General features: G+C 49.4%; 20 protein-coding genes and 1 pseudogene. 9 read left to right on the forward strand and 12 right to left on the reverse strand.

What is annotated here, in order from left to right:
• The 6 genes from H7F11_RS09145 to H7F11_RS09170 form a co-directional block, all read left to right on the forward strand.
• Positions 1-424, forward strand: a 424-nt coding sequence (locus H7F11_RS09145) for an IS66 family transposase (RefSeq protein WP_227485384.1), incomplete at its 5' end; no start/stop codon positions are given.
• Between the two features lie 171 nt (positions 425-595).
• Entirely contained in the window at positions 596-1054 is a 459-nt protein-coding gene (locus H7F11_RS09150) for a DUF3568 family protein (protein ID WP_193650023.1), read from the forward strand.
• Positions 1055-1082: 28 nt separating this feature from the next.
• A complete protein-coding gene (locus tag H7F11_RS09155; RefSeq protein ID WP_193650024.1) occupies positions 1083-1718 on the forward strand; it encodes an ABC transporter substrate-binding protein in 636 nt (211 codons plus the stop codon).
• 47 nt (positions 1719-1765) lie between these two features.
• Complete coding sequence (locus H7F11_RS09160) at positions 1766-1936, forward strand: CsbD family protein (RefSeq protein WP_193650041.1); 171 nt, start codon at positions 1766-1768, stop codon at positions 1934-1936.
• A gap of 64 nt (positions 1937-2000) precedes the next feature.
• Complete coding sequence (locus tag H7F11_RS09165) at positions 2001-2936, forward strand: sulfur oxygenase reductase family protein (RefSeq protein ID WP_193650025.1); 936 nt, start codon at positions 2001-2003, stop codon at positions 2934-2936.
• Between the two features lie 514 nt (positions 2937-3450).
• Entirely contained in the window at positions 3451-4176 is a 726-nt protein-coding gene (locus tag H7F11_RS09170) for a Crp/Fnr family transcriptional regulator (protein WP_031572447.1), read from the forward strand.
• Positions 4177-4213: 37 nt separating this feature from the next.
• Here the strand turns inward: H7F11_RS09170 and H7F11_RS09175 are convergent, their stop codons facing one another.
• From H7F11_RS09175 to H7F11_RS09200, 5 genes are all read right to left on the reverse strand, one after another.
• A complete protein-coding gene (locus H7F11_RS09175; RefSeq protein WP_193650026.1) occupies positions 4214-5881 on the reverse strand; it encodes a putative bifunctional diguanylate cyclase/phosphodiesterase in 1668 nt (555 codons plus the stop codon).
• 13 nt (positions 5882-5894) lie between these two features.
• Complete coding sequence (locus tag H7F11_RS09180; protein ID WP_193650027.1) at positions 5895-7385, reverse strand: ATPase domain-containing protein; 1491 nt, start codon at positions 7383-7385, stop codon at positions 5895-5897.
• Positions 7386-7387: 2 nt separating this feature from the next.
• Positions 7388-7777 carry a hypothetical protein gene (locus H7F11_RS09185; RefSeq protein ID WP_193650028.1) on the reverse strand — a complete coding sequence of 130 codons (390 nt, stop codon included), beginning with the start codon at positions 7775-7777 and terminating at the stop codon, positions 7388-7390.
• Between the two features lie 750 nt (positions 7778-8527).
• Positions 8528-9568 carry an IS630 family transposase gene (locus H7F11_RS09195; protein WP_193658113.1) on the reverse strand — a complete coding sequence of 347 codons (1041 nt, stop codon included), beginning with the start codon at positions 9566-9568 and terminating at the stop codon, positions 8528-8530.
• Positions 9569-9691: 123 nt separating this feature from the next.
• A complete protein-coding gene (locus H7F11_RS09200; protein WP_193651915.1) occupies positions 9692-10561 on the reverse strand; it encodes a slipin family protein in 870 nt (289 codons plus the stop codon).
• Positions 10562-11589: 1028 nt separating this feature from the next.
• Here H7F11_RS09200 and H7F11_RS09205 point away from each other — a divergent pair.
• Entirely contained in the window at positions 11590-11895 is a 306-nt protein-coding gene (locus H7F11_RS09205) for a hypothetical protein (protein WP_193651914.1), read from the forward strand.
• A gap of 228 nt (positions 11896-12123) precedes the next feature.
• Here the strand turns inward: H7F11_RS09205 and H7F11_RS09210 are convergent, their stop codons facing one another.
• The 5 genes from H7F11_RS09210 to H7F11_RS09230 all read right to left on the reverse strand — a co-directional run bounded on the left by H7F11_RS09210 (position 12124) and on the right by H7F11_RS09230 (position 15336).
• Complete coding sequence (locus tag H7F11_RS09210; protein ID WP_193649310.1) at positions 12124-12846, reverse strand: S1 family peptidase; 723 nt, start codon at positions 12844-12846, stop codon at positions 12124-12126.
• A gap of 8 nt (positions 12847-12854) precedes the next feature.
• A complete protein-coding gene (locus H7F11_RS09215) occupies positions 12855-13724 on the reverse strand; it encodes a transglutaminase-like domain-containing protein (RefSeq protein ID WP_193649309.1) in 870 nt (289 codons plus the stop codon).
• Between the two features lie 247 nt (positions 13725-13971).
• Positions 13972-14421: a DUF2442 domain-containing protein gene (locus H7F11_RS09220; protein ID WP_193649308.1), complete on the reverse strand. Its 450-nt coding sequence runs from the start codon at positions 14419-14421 to the stop codon at positions 13972-13974.
• Positions 14418-14654: a DUF4160 domain-containing protein gene (locus H7F11_RS09225; RefSeq protein WP_193649307.1), complete on the reverse strand. Its 237-nt coding sequence runs from the start codon at positions 14652-14654 to the stop codon at positions 14418-14420. The genes H7F11_RS09220 and H7F11_RS09225 overlap by 4 nt, the downstream gene beginning before the upstream one ends.
• A 52-nt stretch (positions 14655-14706) precedes the next feature.
• Positions 14707-15336 (reverse strand): tyrosine-type recombinase/integrase, encoded by a 630-nt coding sequence (locus H7F11_RS09230; RefSeq protein ID WP_193649306.1) that lies wholly within the window; start codon positions 15334-15336, stop codon positions 14707-14709.
• A gap of 292 nt (positions 15337-15628) precedes the next feature.
• On the opposite strand from H7F11_RS09230, the gene H7F11_RS09235 reads away from it, so the two are divergent.
• Complete coding sequence (locus H7F11_RS09235) at positions 15629-16858, forward strand: PIN domain-containing protein (protein WP_193649305.1); 1230 nt, start codon at positions 15629-15631, stop codon at positions 16856-16858.
• Between the two features lie 173 nt (positions 16859-17031).
• Here the strand turns inward: H7F11_RS09235 and H7F11_RS09240 are convergent, their stop codons facing one another.
• A complete protein-coding gene (locus tag H7F11_RS09240) occupies positions 17032-20613 on the reverse strand; it encodes an AAA family ATPase (RefSeq protein ID WP_193658115.1) in 3582 nt (1193 codons plus the stop codon).
• A gap of 223 nt (positions 20614-20836) precedes the next feature.
• On the opposite strand from H7F11_RS09240, the pseudogene H7F11_RS17250 reads away from it, so the two are divergent.
• Positions 20837-20890 (forward strand): annotated as a pseudogene (locus H7F11_RS17250) (hypothetical protein); the annotation flags it as partial.
• A 35-nt stretch (positions 20891-20925) separates the two neighbouring features.
• On the opposite strand, the gene H7F11_RS09245 reads toward H7F11_RS17250, so the two are convergent.
• Positions 20926-21150 (reverse strand): hypothetical protein, encoded by a 225-nt coding sequence (locus H7F11_RS09245; protein ID WP_193651849.1) that lies wholly within the window; start codon positions 21148-21150, stop codon positions 20926-20928.
• Positions 21151-21161: the final 11 nt, after the last annotated feature.

Here is a 21161-nt window from a genome sequence, read left to right on the forward strand (position 1 = left end):
GCCAGATATGGAAGGCTTCCAGCNNCGTGCTGGCCCCCTGCTGGAAGCCTTCCATATCTGGCTCACGGAAACCCAGATGCAGGTGGCACCGAAAAGTGGCATCGCTAAAGCCATCGGCTATGCGCTGAAGCGTTGGAAGGGGCTGACGCTGTACCTCGAAGAAGGTCAGCTCAGCATCGACAATAATCCGGTAGAGCGGGCGCTGCGGGGTGTGGCCATTGGTCGCAAGAATTTCTTGTTCGTGGGCAATGACGCTGGTGGTGAACGGGCCGCGTCCTTCTACAGCATCATCGAAACGTGCAAGCTTAACGGTATCGAGCCCTTCGCGTACCTCTGTGATGTCCTCGAAAAGCTCCCGACCTGGCCCAACAAAAAACTCCACGAACTCTTGCCGTGGAACTGGAAAAAATCTGCATTAGCCTGATTGGCGCCAATCCGCAAGGGTGGGTTCGCTGAACGCTTACCAACAGACGGCTAATCAGGCAGATCGCGCAGCGAGCGGTACTCAGTAAGCTGGAATGGGGCATCATACTCGTTGAGTAAGATCCTGACGCCCTATCCGTTTCATGCTTACAGCAAACATAAGGAATGAACAATGCGTATTCAATATCCAAACTATGGGAAACAATTCAGCTGGATGGTTGCAGCTCTCTGTGTAGGGGCGGTACTGCCTTTAAGTGGCTGCGTTGCTATTGCTGCAGCCGGTGCGGGAGCCGGTAGCGTCGCTGCTGTCAATGCCGGAATTCTGTCCGACTATCATGCCTATTATCCAAGGCCACTCGGAACGGTTCAGGCTGCCGTTCTGCAAGTCTTTTCGGAAATGCATATTACCTATGTGGGTAATGTGAAGAAAAATCCAGACAAATGGATCATTGATGGAAAAACGGCAGCAGGCACGGCTGTCAACGTCATTTTGAAATCTACGAGTCCAGGGGTTACCAAAGTGACGATGGGTGTTGGACTATTTGGCAATAAAACGCTCTCCAGACAGTTTTTCTCGTTATTGAACCAGAAGCTGGGTGTCCAGGCTACCGTCAAGGCTCCATCTATTTGATGGTAGTTAAATGATAAAGGAGAGGTGGATGCAATTTTCAAAACTTACCGAAAACCAAAAGTTTTTGGGTGCTTGTATAGCGATTTTCATGTTGGGTACAGGAAGCGCTATTGCGTCAACAGGTAATGCGCCTGACAGCGTCGTGGCCAAGTTCAACATGGCGCTCATTCACTCCATGAAAATGGGACCATCCAGTAGCTATGAGAGTCGTTTTCACGCATTGTATCCCGAAATGATCCAAGCCTATGATTTTCCAAAAATCGCGCACTACAGCCTGGGGACCGCGTGGGATAAACTGTCTGCTCTGGAAAAGAAGCAGTTTGTGCAGGCACTGACCCATTATTCTGTGGCAAATTATGCCGCGCATTTCACCCATTACGCCGGTCAAAAGTTTAGCAACCCCGTCTCCAAGAGCGTGCCTGGCCACCGAATGATGGTCAGCACTACGTTGAAGTCCGGCAATGGCGGTAAAAACAACACGTTTGATTATCTGCTCAGTCAAAACCATGGCCAATGGAAAATTGTCAATGTAATGACAGACGGCGTCAGCAACCTGGCGATGCAGAAAGCGGAATTTACGGGTGCTCTGAAAAAAGGCGGGATCCATGCGCTGATGAATGGCATCAATAAACGCTCGGAAATGTTGGCCCACGCAGCGCGATAATAGCTCCGTTCATTGGATGAATGGCGCTATCCATAAAGGAGATTATGATGAATAAAACACAGGTGAAAGGTCGGGTAAAACAGGTCAAAGGTGCCGTCAAAGAAGTCGCCGGTAAAATTTCCGGAAACGCTCAGCAAGAGGCTGAAGGTAAAGTCACAAAGAAAGCAGGAGAATTACAGGAAAAATGGGGTAAATTCAAAAAGAAGCTATCCGATTAAATGTTTTCTCGTCCTCTCTTGGTTGAGAAAATTATTCCATGAGTAACTACTGGAGTTTAAGATTATGAGTACCAATCCTATTATTGCCATCAACCAGTCAAAAGTAACCAACCGGCCGGAAAGTTATGAAACCATGATGAAGGTTGGGCCCAAGGTTTGTATCACTACGGCCTCTCATCCCGGTTTTTTAGGTTTTGAACAATTGTTGCAGACGGGTATACATCCCATGGCTGGGCGCTATGGTGGTGGCGCTATTGATATGCATGAAACCCTGAATCCTATTTCCATGTTTCAGTACACCGCATGGAAAGACGTGAAGTCGCATGAAGAGATGCATCATGAAAACTTCAAGGAAATTTTTGAATTATGTGGAAGCTGCCTGGATATGGTCATAGAGGGGCCATGGGAACCCTACTATGAAGTCATTCGTTCCGATCTCCCCCTGATTATGGGTATGACCGATATCCCAGCAGTTTTAGGAAAGTCTTTCGCAGAGCAGAAGCCCGTGCCTAAAGTAGCATTATCGGCAAAGCGAAGTATTGCCATTGGTGACCATTGGGTGATGGACGGGCATGAGGAAGCTTTTGAAAAAGGGGCCATAGAGACGCTCACCTGGATGAAAGAAAATGTTCCGGGCATGATCGGCTGGATGGTCATGAAACAGTTTGGCGTTTCTGCCATTGGATCGCTTCAGCTCGATCCCAAAGGGATGCTGAAGGCCACACTGGGCGCCAACCCACCAGAGTACAACACCAACTATGGCAGCCAGGTGCCTGATAAGCCGCTGATTCCGGGACAGAAGCCAACGCAGTACTTGGTGCATATGGAATGGGAGTCTCCTGAACATGCGCATATAGGCATAGCCCATGCGATGCTGGATTACGAGTTGCGTCAGATTCACAATGAGGGTGTACTTGCCCATTTGGATAAGGGGCCTTACTACATGCTTTTTGAGCCCATGATGGAACAGGGACAATGGCGTAAAAAATTAGTAAGTTAATGGCAAGCTGGAAAAGATCTGTCATTTTCACTTACAGATCTGAACTTTTTAAAAACAGCCCTTGGGGAATTGCTTCGTAATGGGTAATGATGGGGTTGTACATCATGGTCAACTTAATTAAACAACTAAATCAAAAAGTTATGACCGCAAATTGGTTTGATGCCGTTCACTACTAACTAAGGGGGCAGGGCTGTGTAATCGACTTTCCCACCGCTGGCTAAAGTCGGTGGCTTCAAGCCACGGCTGAAAGCCGGATTCGTCGGCACCAAGACCGGAAGTGGACAAGGAAAGGACAAATCGCTTAAGATTATTATTCATATAAAAATATATAAATTATCTATTATGTAGTACATATTAAAATTTCAGATGTGGATTGCTAAGCGTGCTCAATCATTTTTTTACATTATGTCATTACCATACGTAATAACCTGCCCTCTTGATTAATTGAGATTTTTTAGAATCAAAAACCCTACGCCTTGGGTTTAACATTCCACCTGACTTAAGGATCACTCAATTGAAGCTTTTTTCGCATGATCCGCGAGAGAATTATCTCCTTGCGGCGCTTCCCTCAAATACGGAGGCAGAATGGCTATTCCCTCAACTACAATTAGTGGAAATGCCCCTTGGCATGACTCTATACGAACCGGGTCGCCCGATCATGTATGCTTATTTTCCCACGACCACCATCGTCTCTCTGCTGTATCTTACAGAAGAAGGTGGATCGGCTGAGATCGCTATTATTGGTAATGAGGGCGTCGCTGGGGTTGATCTTTTTCTCGGTGGACAGTCGACGACCAGCCAAGCAGTTGTACAAAGAGCTGGTTATGGATATCGCTTGCGTGGTGAAGGACTCGTTACAGCCTTTACGCGGGGCGGCCCGATGCAACGCTTGCTGCTCAGATACACCCAAGCATTATTGACACAAATGGCGCAAACAGTTGTTTGTAACCGCCATCACTCTCTGGACCAACAATTCTGTCGCTGGTTGTTGCTGAGTTTGGACAGATTGCCGCGCAATCAACTACAAATGACGCAGCAACTGATTGCGAATATGCTGGGTGTCCGCCGCGAAGGTGTTTCCGTGGCCGCCAAGAAATTACAAGATGCGGGCCTCATCCGTTATCATAGAGGTAAAATCGTGATCCTGGATCGTCCCGGACTGGAAGCTCGTGTCTGTGAATGCTATTCCGTGGTAAAACAGGCGACAGAACATCTGATGAACGATTTATGCATTCCGTAAAGGCGCCTGGACACCCGCAATCAGCCTCCCTTTAAAATCATGTAGCCGCAGTGGGTAATCGCTCACCGTTTCGTAATAACACCTCAAACTGTTCAGCGGCTAAGGGATGGGAGAAATAGTAGCCTTGACCTTGGTCGCAATGCAAACTAACGAGTATTGCTTGTTGTTCGGCGGTTTCGATGCCTTCAGCAATCGTGCGTTTCTTCAGATTGATTCCCAAACTGACCACAGCACTTACGATCGCATAGCTATCCGGATGGTTAACCATTTTGCTGACAAAGGATTGATCAATCTTAAGGGCATAAATAGGGTACTGCTGAAGATAGCTGAGACTGGAATAACCTGTACCAAAATCATCAATGGCAAGCTTGACCCCCATATCTACCAGTGCAGACAAGACGATATGATTGGATTCCGCATTGGTCATGAGCACTGTTTCAGTAATTTCGAGCTCAAGCAATTTGGGATCCAAACCCGCTTCAGCCAGTGTTGTAGCCACATAGCCGACAAAATTCTTACTCTGGAACTCCAACCCGGAAGTATTGATAGCAATGGTCAGAGGTGGAAGCCCGCTATCGTTCCAATGCTGGCCCTGGATACAGGCCTCGCGCAAAACCCAGCGACCGATCGGCAAAATCAGTCCTGTCTCTTCGGCAATGGAGATAAAAACCTCAGGAAGCAGGAGTCCGCGCGTAGGATGCCGCCACCGCAAAAGTGCTTCAAACCCGATAATGTGACCCGTTGGAAGGCTTACAACCGGTTGGTAATAAAGGAGGAATTCCTGTCGTTCCAACGCAGCTCGAATATCTGCCTCGATCTGACGTCGTTCCAATGCGTTGGCTTGCATATCCGGTTGAAAAAACCGGTAAGCCCCGCGCCCCTCACCTTTGGCGTGATACATCGCGGTATCCGCATTTCTGAGCAGCGTTTCTACATCCATTCCATCGACGGGGTAAAGACTTATTCCGATACTGACACCAATATGTATTTCATGGCCGCCCAGCGAATGGGGTCGGGCCATCTCGGCAATAATTTTATCAGCAAATATTGAAACGTCTTCTAAACGCTCAATTTCGGGAAGCAGTACCACAAACTCATCACCACCTTGACGAGAGATCGTATCTGAGTGCCGCAGGCAGGATCTCAACCGGTCCGCGACGGATCGGAGTAGATCATCCCCCAGTCCATGCCCCAAAGAGTCATTTACATATTTAAAGTGGTCCAGATCAAGAAACATGGCCGCGAGCGGCTTGCCCTGCCGCCGTGCCACTTCGATGGCTTGAGATAAACGATCCTGCAGCAGCAAACGGTTGGGAAGAGCCGTGAGTGCGTCATGCTGTGCGGTATAGTCCAGCTGATCACGAGCCACCTTTAATTGATCGGCTAGTTCATGGGCTTCAATAGTTGCTATCACCAACCGTGCATTTGTTTGTCGTAAAAGCAAAATCTGCTCATCGGAGAGCGTCAGCCGCGTTGCAATCGCCTCTTGATGCTGCTCCCGGCCTAACACCTTATGTTCTCTGGTGCTCATCGCCTCTTCCCGATGATGGATAGCATCCTCACGAACCTCTGCGACAGATTCTCGCGCCTCCACAATATCTTCACGAACACCCAGCATGGCCTGCGCTTCGCTCTGGAGAGCATCCTCCTGGCGTTTGCCGATAAGTCCTTCGGCTGCTTCTGCATCTTGCAAGTGATCTTCCATGAGATGATCTCCATCAGGCGGTTATATTTTCTGAGCCCGGTGGTTTTTGTTCCAGAACAAGGTGCCCTGATAAAATCCCCGAGTAATTGGTGAGCGGCAAACCGATCTCGATCCCGTCGCTGGTAATGTCAAAGAAACGGATTTCTTTGCTATGTGCGCTACCACGTACTTTGGCGACGGCCATCACTCGTGCCAGGCTACCGCCAACCTCGACATACCGCTGCATGATGATGGCATCCGCCAAAAAAGCGCTGCCAAAGGGGCTAAAACGCAACTCCGTGTAACAATCCGCAAGTTCTGAAGTCATCAAAACGGCAACCCCCATACCCGTTAGCACGGCCACCATGCGATAGAGAGACCCGCGAAAGTCTTCATGGAATTCGGGTGCCAATATGAGTTCAAAGCCAGAAAGCGAATCAAGGACCACACGTTTTGCCTGCATCTGCAGAATTAACGCCACCAGATGGTGAAGTGTTTCATCAATCGATAAGCTCAGCGAATGGGCGTCAAAGAGGCCGACATGCCCCTTTTCAACCAAAGTGCACAGGGTATTATTCAATAGCTGACTTGGACTTTTTTCAAAGGCTGCTATCACTCCTGGCTCACCTTGACGCGCACCTTCGGCAAGAAATTGCGTGGCAAGAATCGTTTTCCCTGATCCTGATGGCCCCACTACCAGTAAGCCATAGCCCATTGGCAAGCCACCTCCGAGCATGGCATCCAGACCTGGCACACCCATCGGGATACGTTGTTCTTCTTTAATGACACTACGATAAGCCGCCGCAGAATGCTGCAAGGTCACTTCTGCTCGTGGAAAAATCGCTAACCCGTCGCTTTGAATACGAAAAGAGTGCAATCCCGTTTGCTGACTTTGTCCACGCATTTTTAAAACTTGTATTTTGCGCACCATAGTATCGCGATATAGGCTCTGAGTAAGCCAAATAATACCGTCAGCAACGGTAAATATGGGGCTGGAGTCCGCCTCAGGAACCGTATATTCCCCGATTAAAAAAGTGGTTGCCTGCCAACTTGTCATGGTAATCCCAAGCTGCTGTAAGAAACGCTGCATGGCACCAGGACTATTGGTGTTGTGGAGGCTTGAATCGGCTACAGAACGAAAGGAGTCTACGAAGACCAGACTCGGCGAAAAAGCTTGCACTTCCTCAGTAATCCGCTTCAATACCCGATCAAAATCACCTTGCAGGAGATCCTCTGCCAGGTTGACGTAACGGATCGAGGCATTCACTTTGGCCGCATCAAAAAAACTGAATTGCTGCTGATATCGCAGCATTTTCAGAGACGGCTCACCCAGAACCGTAAAAAAAAGCGCACGATGATCCGGATCAGCCTGACTGAACATGATCTGATGGGCCAGAGTAGTCTTTCCACCACCAGGTACCCCGGCAATCAAATTAAAAGAGAACTCAGGAAGTCCCCCTCCCAATAAATCATCCAAACCGGGAACCCCGGTGGGCAACTGACGTATGATTACTTTAGAGTTCATGCTTAACCTTTAACCCGATGGTTCATGAGATTCTTCCAGGCAACTTCCAGAAGGCGCGTGGTCAATTGTTCGCCAATCAGCGTCGATAACAACTCTGTGAAAATAATCAGTAATTGTCTGTTTGTTTCGCGAAATTGCGAGGCGGTATTAGCGGATTCAGAGACCGCATCTGGCAATAGATTTTCAATCCCCAAAGCCCCCCCCTTCCTTGATTCTGTTGAAGACCTTTTTGCGAGAAATTGAGCTCGTGCATAGAGCGCATCGTATCCGTCCTGTCCCACTATGGAAATAATTTCAACGGCAAGACATTTCCAGAGATCCTTGACGAAATCGGTTATCTCCTCATCAGGACAGGTGTCCAAAAGCCTATTAATAGATTGCTGAATGATCAAAATGCCCGGTCTCCAATAACATTGAACATGGACGGCACACTGCTAAGCATTGCTGACGGTTCAACTACCAATCTGTGGAAAAAGAATACGAACGTTTGAGAGACGAGGAAGGGCTCTGTTTTCAACTTGAGGTGTAGCTGTAATGGGTCGGTAATATGACGCCACCGAAGATCGTCTTAATGGCATCACTCCAAAGTGCCAAAATTGAGGACCCAAACAGATTAAAGAATGAACTTTTTTTGGTTGTTTCGCAACCGTTTTTTGGGGTTCCCTGGTGGGAGCCTGGCTTGCGCTGAAAAACTTGCAGATGACCAAGGCAACAGCCTTCGTGGGCGTTTATGTGAAACATTCGGACAACGTTGCCAGTATTGTGACACCCCTCTTCCCGCAGGGCCAAATCATCCCTCGTATACCCGTCATGGGAGACTCCCAGACCAGCATCCAACATCAATCGGAATTTGGGAAGGATTTCCGCCGGAATCCCATCACCGATTTGATGATACAGTAAACCAAAATGGTCGCAATTCTCGAAAACTGTTCTCAAAAGACTTCTACGGTTTACGGCCACCGTGACGAGTTGCGAAAACAGGATGGGCAATCCACCGAATGACCGCTTCCGCTGCTGCAAAGCGACCCTTCGCAAGGATAAATGTAGTATTACCCAAACCCGCTTTTCAGCCTTGTCCAATATGAAATGAGTCTGAAGGATGGAACGTGTTTCCGTGCTTATCCGGTTAGCTCCCAAGGCTACTAGTGTAGTGTTGCATTCTGTTTGCTGCTTAAGTGGCTGTTGGCGCGAATGACCTTTTGCAGGATGTCGCGTGCGGTTTTGGTCCAGATAAAGGGTTTGGGATGGGTGTTGTGGTGGTCGATGTACCCCTCAATGGCCTGGATGAGTTCAGGCACACTGGTGAACACCCCACGACGTAACCGCTGGGTCGTGATATCCCGAAAGAAACGCTCGACCATGTTGAGCCAGGATGCCGAAGTGGGCGTGAAGTGCATGTGAATACGCGGGTGCTTGTCGAGCCACGCCTGTACTACCGGGTGTTTATGGGTCGCATAGTTGTCGGCGATCAGATGCAGAGCCTTGTCCTTGGGCGTCTGCCGATCAATTTTCTTCAGGAACTTCAGCCATTCCACATGGGTATGGCGCTGTTGACACTGTCCGATGACCTGACCATCCAGCACGTTGAGTGCGGCAAACAAGGTCGTAGTGCCATTACGTTTGTAGTCGTGGGTCATCGTTTCTGCGCGGCCCTTTTTGAGGGGGAGTCCCGGTTGGGTCCGGTCCAGGGCCTGTACCTGACTTTTTTCATCCACGCAGAGCACCAAGGCATGCTCCGGGGGAGACATATACAACCCCACAATATCTTCCAGCTTTTCCACAAAATGCGGGTCTCGTGACACCTTGAAACCACGCAGCAGATGAGGCTTGAGGCCATGCTTGCGCCAATGCCGCGACACACTGGCGGCACTGACACCCAGTTCTGCCGCCATCCTGCGCGTACTCCAATGCGTCATCGCTTCCGGCTTACTCTGCGTGGTCAATTCTACCAGACGGGCCAAATCCATTTTCACCGGAGGGGCGCCGCGCGGTAAATCGCGTTCAATGCCCGACAAGCGGTGTTCCAGATAACGCTTGCGCCAACGTGCGACTTGCAGGCGATCCACCCCCAGGCGCTCCGCAATTTCTTTGTTCTGCAAGCCCTCTGCCGCCAGCAATATCATCCGTGCCCGTAATGACAAGCGGACACTGCTTAATCGGGAGGCGACGATACGCGACTCCATTCATACCCTCAACATGAAGCCATTTTATCATAATCAATTTTATGATTCAGCAAGAATGTAACACTACACTATGTCTTTGTTTTACCTGTATCAAAGACGATATCTGACACCGAGCAAGTCGGATTATTCCATAGAAGGAACCTGAACTGGTGTAGCTTCGGATTCTGCTATGGGCGGTGCAGCTTTCGGCGCAATCACGGGTGGAGTAGCTGTATTCTTCTCCATTAGTTCAAGAAAGGGCTTTACGAGATCAATTGGCATCGGGAAAATGACGGTTGAATTTTTTTCTGCGCCAATTTCAGTCAGCGTCTGCAAATAGCGAAGCTGCATCGCCGCTGGAATGCTTGACAAAATTTGCGCCGCGTTCACCAAGGTCTGGGATGCTTGAAACTCGGCTTCTGCGTGAATAATCTTGGCTCTACGATCACGTTCAGCTTCCGCCTGCTTGGCAATCGCACGGATCATATCATCGGTCAACTCAATCGTTCTAATTTCGACATTACTGACTTTAATCCCCCAAGTATTGGTCTGTGTGTCCAGAATTTCTTGAAGATCATCGCTGAGTTTTTTTCGGTCCGACAACATCTCGTCAAGGGTATGCTGCCCCAATACTGCACGTAGCGTAGTTTGGGCAAGCATCATGGTCGCAGGTACAAATGATTCCACCTTGATAATCGCATGTTCAGGATCTATCACATTGAAATAGAGGATGGCATCAACCTTCATTGAGACATTGTCACGAGAAATAAGATCCTGAGCTGGAATTTCGACGACATGTATTCGTAAGTCTACCCGTACGATCTCCTGAACAAAAGGAATTATAAAAACTAACCCAGGTCCTTTTACGTACTGAAACCTACCAAAAGTGAAAATCACGGCTCGTTCATATTGGCGTAGAATTTTTACCGATGCCTTAATGAGAATAACTAGAATTACGAGTACAACTATGGGCGCAATAAAGTTCGTGGCAACATCGTGCAGTATATCAGACATGTAGCACCTCTTAGATCCGTGAATGCAATGAAGGATAATTAAAATTATCAAATTAGGTGCAAAGAAAACCGCTTTCTTCACAATGGACCCATGAGTCAGGACTGTCAAACAGCGCTTTTGGTTGATCAGATTTCAGCATGGACCAGCGTTAAGATTTTTCTACTTTTTAATATAGCCAACATTCTGTAATTTAGTTAAGTTAATAAGTAAGTTATCGATAATATTTTCACGATATGGGATGGTAAAACTTGATATTGACGGCTAACTAATGCTGCTGATTAACAGTCTGCTGGAGTGGCGTATGTGTCCTACCGTACAGACGACTCACTATAAACTGCATATGATAGATCAGTCAGTCGGCCTAAAACATTATTGGTCCTAACAGGTATAGAAAGGGATGATCTGGCGTTTAAACGCACCATACGTCAAATCTATTCCAAATACGGCAATACCAAGGATGCTGAGCAAGATGATAGAGGCCACTGAGTGTACAGCGCAAGGGTCTGAACACCGCTTCTTGGTTTCCACACCCACTTCTCTGACAAGCCAACATCGCATGGGCGGGAGTGTGCGGTTTTGAACCCGTTTTGCATGATAACCAGGTCTGTCATGATGGAGACGCTGATGACAAACCAGGCGGTGTTAGCATGCAAATAAAATGATCTAGCAGCCTGTCGGACTTTCGGTTTTGAAGAAACGCAACACATTGATTACTAAACGGTTTAATAAATTTCCAGAAAACGGCAGGTGCAATATAATCAGTGGGTTACGCGAATAATCCGACAGGCTGCTAGGCAACAGAATATCTGTATCAACGGCCGGGAACTTCAGGGCTGCGGAAAAAAGTCAAAGTGATCGTCCCGATGCTCTTCAGAAAGACGTCCAGAAAACTTTGCAACCGCTGGTTGAATATGTCTATGGATTGACACAAGTTCAGCAAATTAGCCAGCGAAAAACGCCCGATGTCATAACCTGAAAATCCATCTCACTAGATACGACCGCCGAACACTACCTGAGGAAGCACAATTATGGAATCAACCTTCAGTCATCAGATGAATCCCAATGAAGTCCCATCGACGACCCTTGCAGATTCTGTGCGCATTGATTTAGCCAATCACCAAGGCCACACACGGTATTTACAAATTCCACATTCGACCTTTGATCAACTGAGTCTATGGACCGGCAATGTGAACAAAGCCAAGCAATGGTGCATTGCGCACTATCACGATGTAGACAATCTGTCGGTCTCAGCGATTGAGAGCTACCTGAGCCTGATGCTATGCGCATACCTACAACAGGAACGACAATTAACGGTCTGCCTCATGGAGCAATGAAAAATGACCGTCCCTTTAACACAGTTGTCCATATGGCAGGATTTACAGGTCTACTGGGTGGCTACTTCGGCGAGAACCTGCCGGGATTGGATGCAAAGAAACCCTAGATCTTTGCCCTAATGATGCGCAACATCTCTTTCTGGACTCAATTATCTCGGCACGACGAAAAACTCAGTATCCGCAGCATGCGGAGTGGGCGAACCAATTTGCAGCCACATATGCGCATTCTTAATTGGCTGTCAGGGTCATCAGAATATCGGCGTACCAAGTGCAATTAAGGCCCAGCGATTCATCTACCTCGACATCTCTCCCTCCCATATCAATACGTGCTGAGTGCACCCCCAGCAGTTTCCACGGTAAATTCTGGTCCCTGTTCGCAGAGCGCAGGACCACTGGGGCGCCACTGCTGCCCCGATGTGTCCGGGCATCCGTTAGAAAATACCCCTGACCCTGAAAACGTAAACCGAAAGAAGAGGCAATAACGGCTTGCCGTACTACCGGTAAATGGTGCAGCGTATCATGGAACCCCAGCGGAAAGCCCACAACCAATAAAAAACTACCCACTTCAATTTCTTGGAACGCACTCTGCAAATGTGCGGGTGTAAAACACTGGATCACCACGGACTCCGGTAAGTCGTTACGATTGATTTCAATCACTGCTACATCAATTTCACCGCCGCTATCTTTACCCTGACGCCATAGACTCTTACCATCATGGTATAGATCAATAGATAATGCGGTTGCACAGGTCAAATTTTCAGCATCGGTATGCAGTTCAATCTCAATGCGGTTGGGGAAATGTTTGCTGGGCTTATCAGTCAATACATGCCGGCTGGTCACAAAAAAAAGGTGGTCGCCCCGGGCGAAAAAAAAACCACTGGCGCGCGTGAGTAGACGCGTATTGTCAAACGTCGACACGCGAACCGTGGTTAAGAGCAATGGTTCAATCATGGGAATCCTTAGTGCCAGTCATCCGTCGACAGGGCGGAGGGCACCCTCTGCGGCAAGACAAGAGAACCATTGGCATCGGCAATGGCCTCAATACTTATCCATGGTGGGGAAGATACCACCTCTCCAAAAATCGTCGCGAACGCTACATCAGCGGCATCACGGCCCGTACCCAATCGTAACAGTCCCATAGGAATCGCGATGCCAGAAGGGTCGAATAAATACCAGCCTCCAACCAAGTAAACCTCTACATAAGCATGGAAGTCGAAAGTGTCATAGGTCAGATTTACGCCATAATTAATACCTGTCGCAAACCGTGCGGGAATATTGCTGGCACGGCAAAGCGCAATCATCAAATGCGCGAAGTCGCGACAAACCCCCGCCGTTTCTATAAGTGTGTCAATAGCAGAACTGTTGGAGTCGGAGGTGTTTTTTACATAGGTAATACGCCCCGCCACCCAGTCACAAATTGCCTGCACACGGCTATATCCTGTTTGACAGTGGCCGAATTCTCGCATGGCGAGCAGATAGAGACGATCTGATTGACAATATCTACTTGGGTATAAATACCTCAGCGACTGAAATGGCAATTGCGCCACTGGAATCTCGCCTACCTGTTCCGGTTCAGCTATGTGATGGCTTAGTTCGATAGACGCCGTGTACCTTACCTGCAGAAGTCCCGTTGCCGCGCTTAGGCGTAAAAAGCGGTTACCCGTTGAAGGATCGTCTTCGACGTTCCACGGTACATTCTGGTTGATGATTAAATATTCATGAACCACTTTCTGCCGCTTCGTTTGCGCGGCATGAATGTTGAAAATAAAATCGCTTCCGGGCGCATTCACTTCATAACTCAGCGCCAAGGATAGTTGCAGATGAATCATAGCCAAGGCATCTCTCTGCGCAATAACTGGGCGGCTCTGGTTTCAAGTCTGGCCCTATCGTATATCTCTTTGTCATGCTGAGCCAGCTTTGTTGCTGCAACCAGTTGAAAAATATAATTTATATGATTGATTTGAAAGGGGCTTCTTCAAAATATGAGTCAACAGTCATAGTGACGGGTTTTGAGAACGTGATGGTCAGTCCACCGAACGACCGCTTCCGCTGCAAAATCGCCCATTATTCACCTTATCAAGCTGCGTGGCGTTCAAGCACCTCATAACCGATACAGGCCAGCCAAACGGTCTTTGGTATCGGGCGAGAGCCATTTTTGTAGTAGGCCATCATGCGCCGAGTCATACCGATGGCTTCCGCCGCACGGCTTAAGCTGAGCTTGTTCCGCTCCATCCAAAGGATGAAGTCCTCACGCGTTGGTAATCCGTTCTGTTTCCTCCCCAAGGCATAGAGACGGTCTGCGCCCAGATCCAGTCCGCCGGGCCAACTCAGGCCATCGCCCCAGTCATCTGCATGCCCCTGAGCAAAGAAAGCCAGATCATGAAGTGCACAAAAGGGATCTTCCTCCCGTGGCGGGCCAATAAGATCCTTAAGATCTGTGGTAAACACTTCGCCGGTGGACCAATGGATTTCTACCTGGAACAGGCCAGTAATCGTCGCCGTTTCAATTTTGGGTGCTTGATTCATGGATTCAACCTCCGATATTCCGTCAATAGGGCATCCCGATGCGTCTCAATCCAGGTCCGCACCGGTTCCAATCGCTTTCGGGGCGAGACATGGCCGACTAGAAGCGCGCCTGTTTCAATGGCCAGCGACACACGGGATCCGTCACGAAACTGCACATGGACGTGCGGAAGCGGATGCTGCTCCCGGCCATTGATGCGTACACGCCAGTCATCCCCTACGGAGTAGTTGGTCATGGCTTCATGATAGGGAAAACATTGCACTATCTCAAGGCCAAAACCAATTCTGCTACACTTCCGTCTGTTCGGCCATTTCCAAAGCATCATCGACCTCAATGCCCAGATAACGGACGGTGCTCTCCAGCTTGGTGTGCCCCAGCAGAAGTTGCACGGCGCGGAGATTCTTGGTGCGCTTGTAAATCAATGTGGCCTTGGTTCGGCGCATGGTATGCGTGCCATAGGCGGACGGATCCAACCCTATGGAAATAACCCAACGCTCTACAACACGCGCATACTGACGGGTGGAAAGATGAGGTGAGGCGTGTTTCCTGCTGGGGAAGAGAAATTGGTCATCCTTGAGTTTGGCATGGGCGATCCATGTGGTCAGGGCCTCTCGGGTTTGCTCGGTGATCTCAAATTGGACGGGCCTCTGAGTTTTTTGTTGGAGCACGATGGCGCGGTGCATGACGGTGTGACCATGTGCGATATCGGAAACATGCAGTCCCACGAGGTCGCAGCCCCGCAATTTGCTATCGATGGCGAGGTTGAAGAGGGCTAATTCACGGATCTGTTGGGCCAGTTGCAGGCGAATTCTAATGGCCCATACCTCCTGTAGTTTCAAGGGCCGTTTCTGACCTATAATTTTGTCTTTGTTCCAAGGGGTTTGAAGGTGTTGGTTTCCGTTGTGTTCTGTTGGCATGACACGGTCTCCATGGTTGTGAGAAGAAGACCATTGTTTGCGAACTCAAAGGGCGGTGCCAGACTGGAAGCGGACGTCTGATTATGGGTCGCTTTTTAGAAGCATTGACGAACGCCAGGCCGTCAAGGTAGCATTTTTTGTTTCAAGATCTGACGACAAATGACGACGCATAATTTGTGCGATCTTCTTATGTCCCAGTTTCGCGATTCAATATGGCCTCGCGTGCGACCCTAAGCTAAAAATAGGTAATACAAGTTCTATGTCGCATTAGAATTAAAGGGGGAAGATAACAATGGCGAACGATGTGCATATTTTTATAGACACCAATATTTTTCTTGGTTTTTTTGAAACAAAGCCAGATAGTTTAGCCGAATTAATAAAATTAATTGAAATGGCTAAAAATGGGAATGTAGTCCTGTGGCTTCCAGAGCAGACAAAACGCGAATTTTGGAGGAATAGAGAAAAGAGCATAAAAACACACTTAAAAGAATTTGAGCAGAGGGATTCTCTTGGTGCGGCTCCGGTTTTAGTTAGAGAGCATGAAGAATTTGAAAAACTAGTTAAATTTTGCAGAGATGCAGACAATTTAAGAAGATCAATATCAAGCTCTATAAAAAATGAAATAGATAACCAGAACACATATGCCGACAGGATTATACGACAATTATTTGAAATATCACGACCGATAAACACGGATGAAGATGAAATTTTTAGTGGGGCGCGAAAAAGAGCTTTATGCCATATCCCGCCGGGGAAAGAAGCCGATATTGGAGATAGACTGTGTTGGGTTGGTTTACTAAAATCTTTACCCGAAGATTCAACTTTCTATGTAGTGTCAGGCGACAATGATTATAAAAGTGAGGGCTTTTCTGAGAACATCAGGCCATACCTTGAATATGAATGGAGAGAAAAAAATGGTGGCACCGTAAAATTGTTGAGCAGAATATCTCAGCTTGTCGCAGAATTATTTATTGACGCTGAAAAAACCATAGAGGAAGAAAAAGACAGTTTGGCAAAGGAGTTAAAAGAAAGTAGTTCTTTTGCTGAGACGCATGCCATAGTTGCAAACCTTAAAAAGTATAATGGCTTTAGCGATAATCAATTGAGACAGATTATTGACGCAATCATAGATAATACTCAGGTTAGGTGGATAAGAAGCGATGAAGACGTTGCTGATTTTTACCTATCAATCCTAGAGGAATATAAGGACAAAATCGGCTCTGATTATGTTGATGCGTTAAATGAGTTGCTAAAAGTCAGGGTAGGCATACTCGTTGACGAAATAGGATGTGAAAAAAACAATATTGACATTGATAAATATATCGAGCATTTAACAAAGAGTTTATCTGAGCATTATGATGTTAGGATAACAAAAACGCAAGCGGTCTTTGGCGTAGATTATAGCAACACCTATCACTTAACATCAATTGTTGCAACTCCTCTTAAAGAAGAGCATCGTGCTGAAATAGAAAGGCGAGTGTACGACGAGGCGAAATCATTTTTTTTGATCCAAAAAAATTGATCGTAAGAATGAAGCCTACATCTTCAATTCCGGCGTTAATTTTGCATATTATTCTGTGCGCTTTTCAGTTTGCCATAAATGAATGGGTAAGGGGGAACGTTGGGGTGATCAATGACCGCTTCCGCTGCCCTGCCGCCGTTGAGTCCTGATGGTCGGCAGCAGACTGATAACGGTCATTCGCTCACACGTCTGGCTGGTTTGTACCTCAGGCGTTTTTGGCATTTACTCAACGGGGTATCGCATCGCTCCTTATTCTGCATAGCGGCCAGGCGTTTGATTTCTGGTTTATGAACGTCGATGTTGTGCTGCCGGACCAGCCGCCTTGCCGCAAACTGCACACCACGGGTATGCTTGTGCCCGTTGCGGACAGAAAGATCAAGCAGCACGAGATAAATGGAGCTTGCCCCAAATTTCCAGACGCGCCTTAACATGTTCAGGTTTCTACGGATGTGGTGAATGGCCCATGGTATGCTCTTATAACCCATTCGCGCTTCGGCCCAGGCCGCGAATGCGTCTGTCAGTGTCCTGGCGATGATGAGTGAATAACTGTCTCTTTGCCGTGCTTTCTGTGCGATATGCCAGGTGTCTTCCGGACTGTCTGCCCAATAACCCATGGCGATCTCCACTGCCCACAGAATAGCTTGTATGTTCCCGTATTTTGCATCCGGTAAGGTGTGTCGCACCTGTGCCAATCGTGCCCATCCTTCGGCAGAGCGATCCTGCAGAGCATCAATGATAGACAAATAAGCCATGGCATATTCTCGATAACGGTCACCGATGGCGAGGAACAGGGGTTCTGCCCACGCTTCATGCCATCCGTCCACTGCCTGTTGCAGGTGGGCTTTTGCCTGTTCCAGATGCCCAAGCCATAAGTTATTCCACCCCAGTACATAATGCCCAACACCGGCCACCAGTTGCGGATCCACCTCTGGATCAAACCGGGTATTGGCCAGTTTTCGGGCCTGATGCAGGCCGGCTAGGGCTCCCTTTGCGGCATTCTCGGCAATCCATCGCCCATATTGGGCCGCGAGTAAATGCCATCCCCGGTGATTTTGGCAGAGGCAGGTGTTTTCCAGATCATCGAGCGCTTGCGCCATTTCGGTGGAATGCCCTCGCTGCAAGCGTAACAAAAGAAAATAAGTGGTTTGCGCTCTCAGCAGATCCGGATCTTGCGGTCGATCACGCAACAGAGCGCCTGCACGGCCATAATGAAGCGCGGCCACCTCGTAAAGACTGAAACGTAAAGCCTGCTGCCCCGCCAGGAGGTGATGTCGAGCAGCGATGTGGGGTTCTCCCCCTTTTTCAAAATGATCAGCCAGGACGCCATGGTCAAACGGCCCCTGATTTTCCAGCCATTGCGCCACCTTTTTGTGCAGCCATTGGCGTCGATCGCCGGGAATGCGGTCATATACCGCTTCTCTGAGCAGATCATGACGATAGACCCAGCCCCGGTCTGTGCTGACCCACAAGCCATGGTCCACCAGACGGCCCGCCGTGTGGTCCAGTACCTCGGTCGTCCTATCCGGAAGCAACGACTGCAGATCACGCAAGCTCACTTCGATGCCCAGCGTGGCCGATATCTGCACCAGGTCCTGGGCAAAATCGGTCTGCGCAATGGTGAATTCCAGAATGCTCTGGATGTCCTGGGGGAGTTCGGAAGATGTGCCTCTAAAAATCGTTTGTCTGGCCAGACTATCGAGATACAAAGGAACACCGCAACCCTGGTGAATGAGGGAGTCTTCGGTAGGGAGGTCGGCTGTCCAGTGGGGAAGACTCCGCAAATAGCGGCGTGCGGTGTGCGTGTCCCACGGTGCAAGCGTCAATGTCGTTTCATGACGGGCGATTTTTTGCAAACTGGGTATGGGCCGCCGGGTGCTGACCAGCAGGAGTGCCGGGTGTTCGTGCAGATGCACCAGATAAGCTTGTATCCATTCCAAAGAGGCGGAGTCCGCCCAATGGATATCCTCAAGCATCAAAACGCGATCCATGGGGAAAAGGTGGCTCGTCAATGCCAGCATGAGGCTATCGAATAACAGTTTCTTGTAGTCCCGCAGGAGTCCCATTTCGGGGTGCTCGCCTTCCAGACCGAGCCAGGCGCACCAGACCGAATGCACCAAACCATCCTCTTCACCGATGGCCTGCAGGAACTTTTGAAGCGCGTCACGCGCCTTTTCGGGAGATAAGGCCGATAAATTCAACGCGTCTCGGATCACCACGCGGATAGGATGGAGCAGGCTGTGCTGATACATCGGCAGACAGGCATAACGCACCACCCGCATATTCTGGGACAAACGTTCGGCCATTTCCTCCATAAGCCGGGTTTTGCCGATTCCGGCTTGCCCTTCGATCCAAAGAATTCGGCCCTGCCGTTCCGTTAAAACCGTCGCCGCCAAGCGGAGAATGCGCAGGCACTCTGCATCACGCCCCATAAATGCAGCCCTTCCAGATTTTGGAAGGGATGACGGTTGCGTGGTGCTCAGCCAAAAGAGCGAGATGCCTCTGCCGGCGACATGAACAGGAGCGCGGGTCTGGGCAGCCCCCTCCATGGGAAAGGCATGCGCCAATGCTTCATGGGCGGCCCCGGTGAGGATGAGCCCCACATGTTCTGTGTTCGCCAGCGCGGCGGCACGTACCACCTGCAAGGGTAACCCTGTCAGGGTGTGATCAGGGGCCACCAGAAGGCGTCCACAATGCATGCCGATTCGGGGGAAGTGTCCAGGATCCGCGAGACGACGTAATTCAAAAGCAGCACGCAAGGCGTGACGCGGACTGTCTTCCAGTGCGTTCTCCAAACCAAAGCGCAATTCTATGACCCCATCGGGGGCACGGTGTGCAACGCCGCCACAGGCATGGCCCACCTGACTGGCCAGACTCCAGCATTGCAGCAAGTGCGCTTCCAGAAGATCCTCCGGGATCTCTTCCGTGTCCGCATCCACACAGATGGCCAGTAGGGTAATGAACCGATGGCGGGTCCCCTCAGCAGGAACGGTCATCGGCTCCGGCGTAAACGTGTGTATGTGCGTCAGCCGTAAATAGTCATGAAAAGCCTGTACCTCATTTCCCGGCTTTTTCCCCATCTGGGTGATCCGGCGCGCCTGGTAAGCCGAAAAAAGGGCTTCGGCCTCATTACTGCGCCCCCTGCGCACGAGTAATTGCATGGCCAGCAGATGGGGTGCGTCGGACAACGGCTGTTGGTCCATCCAGCTTTCGGCCCAGTGCAGCGCCTGTTCAGCATCATACAGCGTTTCGGCCTGGCGAATCAGATACGCATAAAAACGGGCAAGTTGCTTGTCGACCGCCTGGCGTCGATCTTGTACCCACTCGTCCCAGGCGCTGCGATTATTGTCGGTCTCCTCGTCGAGAAAGGGACCCCGGTGGTGATCCAGGCGGGAAGTATCCTCGACAACGTCAGCCATGCTGAGGTCCATAAAGTCGGCATAGTCACTGGTGATCGGGAAGTCCGGGTTCCGGGTCACGGAATCCCGGGTGGCTATCAGGGGTGACCCATAGCGTGCACCTATCCCTGACAGGCGGAACAAGGCCTGCCGTAATAAGGTTCGGGCGTTTTCCGCAGTGCGATACGGGTAGAGCAATTCTGCCAGAGACGGTCGGGCATAGGGCCCTTCCTCCAGGCAGAGATACACCAGCAGGCGTCGCGGTATGCGCTGCGGCAAGGGCACCAGTTTTCCGGCGAAAGTGATTTCCAATGGACCCAGAAGAGAGAGATGCAACGTGGGGGTTCTGCGCTGTGCCATGGTTGCTGCATCCGCTCGTGACTTTTATCGCATTGAATAATAGATGAAAACGAGGAAACGGACAAACGATGTCAGGTTGTGCAAGAATATCAGCATAATACGACTTGTAAGCTAAAAGGTCTGCGGGTTTTGTGAATCGAATCTGCACACTTTATTTTCATCATCGTAACTGAAGCGCGCACAAGCCTAAACTGCCGTCATCGAAATACAGGAAGACATAACCGTGAATAGAATTTATCGTCTCGTTTTTAATGTTGCGCATGACGAACCACAGGTGGCCTCAGAGCATGCCAAAGGGCGCGGTAAAGGCGGTCATAACTCGGACGGGGTATTAAAAACCCGTTTCTCGACACCCATACTTGGTGCTAAAAGGCGACGCTTGTCGCCTGTTTTTATCGCTATAGCAACGATGTTGCTGGCGACATCACCTGTATCGGCTTTTGCTGCTTGGAATGTCACCATTAAAACGGGCGGAACAACATCCTTTTCCAATCCGTTCAGTGCTACGAGCCAATCCACCATTAGCCCAACCAGCATTGATAGCGCAC

The sequence above is a fragment of the Acidithiobacillus sp. HP-2 genome, assembly GCF_015100155.1.
In the GTDB taxonomy this organism is placed as follows: Bacteria; Pseudomonadota; Gammaproteobacteria; order Acidithiobacillales; family Acidithiobacillaceae; genus Acidithiobacillus.